Consider the following 2,165-nt stretch of genomic DNA (forward strand, 5'->3'; position numbering starts at 1 on the left):
AGGTGGTGGAAACCACCGACCGCGCCGCGGTCGGCGCGCTGATCAGCATGCCCGAATACGTCGACGTGATCGTCCCGCGCGGCGGCAAGGGCCTGATCGAGCGCATCAGCCGCGAGGCCAAGGTGCCGGTGATCAAGCACCTGGACGGCATCTGCCACGTCTACATCGATGTCGCCGCCGACCTGGACAAGGCGATTCGCGTCGCCGACAACGCCAAGACCCAGCGCTACGCGCCGTGCAACACCATGGAGACGCTGCTGGTGCATGCCGGTATCGCCGAGCGGGTGCTGCCGCCGCTGGCCACGATCTACCGCGAGAAGGGCGTGGAACTGCGCGGCGACGCCGCGACCCGTGCGCTGCTCGGCGCAGACGTGCTGGAGGCTACCGAGGAGGACTGGCGTACCGAGTACAACGCGCCGATCCTGTCGATCCGCATCGTCGACGGGCTGGACGCGGCGATCGAGCACATCAACACCTACGGCTCGCAGCACACCGACGCGATCATTACCGAGAACTTCAGCGATGCGCGGCGTTTCCTCGCCGAAGTGGATTCCGCTTCGGTGATGGTCAACGCCTCGACCCGCTTCGCCGACGGCTTCGAGTACGGCCTCGGTGCCGAGATCGGGATTTCCACCGATAAGCTGCACGCCCGCGGCCCGGTCGGCCTGGAAGGCCTGACCAGCGAGAAGTACGTCGTCTTCGGCGACGGTCACGTGCGCACCTGATGGGCAAACGTATCGGCCTGTTCGGCGGCACTTTCGACCCCGTGCATATCGGACATATGCGCAGCGCCGTGGAAATGGCCGAGCAGTTCGCCCTCGACGAACTGCGCCTGCTGCCCAATGCGCGGCCGCCGCACCGGGAAACCCCGCAGGTGTCGGCCGCGCAGCGGTTGGCGATGGTCGAGCGGGCGGTGGCGGGAGTCGAGCGATTGACGGTCGATCCCCGCGAACTGAAGCGCGACAAGCCGTCCTACACCATCGACACCCTGGAGTCGGTGCGGGCGGAGCTGGCGGCCGACGACCAGTTGTTCATGCTGATCGGCTGGGATGCCTTCTGCGGCTTGCCGACGTGGCACCGCTGGGAGGCGTTGCTGGATCACTGCCACATCGTCGTGTTGCAGCGTCCGGATGCCGACAGCGAGCCGCCGGAGTCGCTGCGCGACCTGCTGGCGGCGCGGAGCGTGGCCGACCCGCAGGCCCTGAAAGGGCCGGGCGGGCAGATCACCTTCGTTTGGCAGACGCCGCTGGCGGTGTCCGCCACCCAGATCCGTGCGCTGCTGGGTGCCGGGCGCTCCGTGCGTTTCCTGGTGCCGGACGCAGTATTGAACTACATCGAGGCGCACCACCTGTATCGTGCGCCACACTGATAAAGAAACAGAGACCGACTCAATGCAAACCGAACAACTCGTCCAAGTGGCCATCGATGCCCTGGAAGATCTCAAGGCCCAGGACATCGTGACCCTCGATGTGCGGGACAAGACCAGCGTCACCGACTACATGGTGATCGCCTGCGGCAGTTCCAGCCGCCAGGTCAAGTCGCTGGCCGACAACGTCCTGACCAAGGCCAAGGAAAACGGCGTCAAGCCCCTGGGCAGCGAAGGCCTGGAGTCCGGCGAATGGGCGCTGCTCGACCTGGGCGACGTGGTGGTCCACGTGATGCTCCCGGCGACCCGCCAGTTCTACGACCTGGAGCGCCTGTGGCAGGGCGCCGAGCAGAGCCGCGCCCAGCACCAGCCGGAAGAGTGACGCCGGCATGCGGTTGCGCCTGATCGCGGTTGGCTCGCGCATGCCTCGCTGGGTCGAGGAAGGCTGGCAGGAGTACGTCAAGCGCCTGCCGGCCGAGCTGTCCCTCGAACTGGTGGAGATCCCGCTCAACACCCGCGGCAAGAACGCCGACGTGGCGCGCCTGATCCGTCAGGAAGGCGAGGCCATGCTGGCGCGCGTGCAGCCGGGGGAACGGGTGGTGACCCTGGAGGTCGAAGGTCGGCCCTGGAGCACCGAGCAACTGGCTCGCGAACTGGATCGCTGGCGTCTCGACGCACGCACCGTGAATCTCATGGTCGGCGGCCCGGAAGGGCTGGCGCCGGAGGTCTGCGCGCGCAGCGAGCAGCGCTGGTCGCTGTCGCCGTTGACGCTGCCGCACCCGTTGGTGCGGATCCTGGT

4 protein-coding genes are annotated in these 2,165 nt (G+C 67.3%); all 4 read left to right on the forward strand.

Annotation, left to right across the window (positions count from 1 at the left end; translation table 11 throughout):
- A partial coding sequence (locus tag FFS27_RS32015; RefSeq protein WP_137952514.1) for a glutamate-5-semialdehyde dehydrogenase occupies positions 1-725 on the forward strand: 725 nt, incomplete at its 5' end.
- Positions 725-1,369 (forward strand): nicotinate-nucleotide adenylyltransferase, encoded by a 645-nt coding sequence (nadD, locus tag FFS27_RS32020; protein ID WP_003110376.1) that lies wholly within the window; start codon positions 725-727, stop codon positions 1,367-1,369. The genes FFS27_RS32015 and nadD, both read left to right, overlap by 1 nt.
- Positions 1,370-1,391: 22 nt before the next feature.
- Positions 1,392-1,748 carry a ribosome silencing factor gene (gene rsfS / locus FFS27_RS32025; RefSeq protein WP_003100305.1) on the forward strand — a complete coding sequence of 119 codons (357 nt, stop codon included), beginning with the start codon at positions 1,392-1,394 and terminating at the stop codon, positions 1,746-1,748.
- 7 nt (positions 1,749-1,755) lie between these two features.
- On the forward strand, positions 1,756-2,165 hold a 410-nt coding region (gene rlmH / locus FFS27_RS32030), incomplete at its 3' end, for a 23S rRNA (pseudouridine(1915)-N(3))-methyltransferase RlmH (protein WP_137952515.1).

Source organism: Pseudomonas sp. 2VD (assembly GCF_005503585.1).
In the GTDB taxonomy this organism is placed as follows: domain Bacteria; phylum Pseudomonadota; class Gammaproteobacteria; order Pseudomonadales; family Pseudomonadaceae; genus Pseudomonas; species Pseudomonas aeruginosa.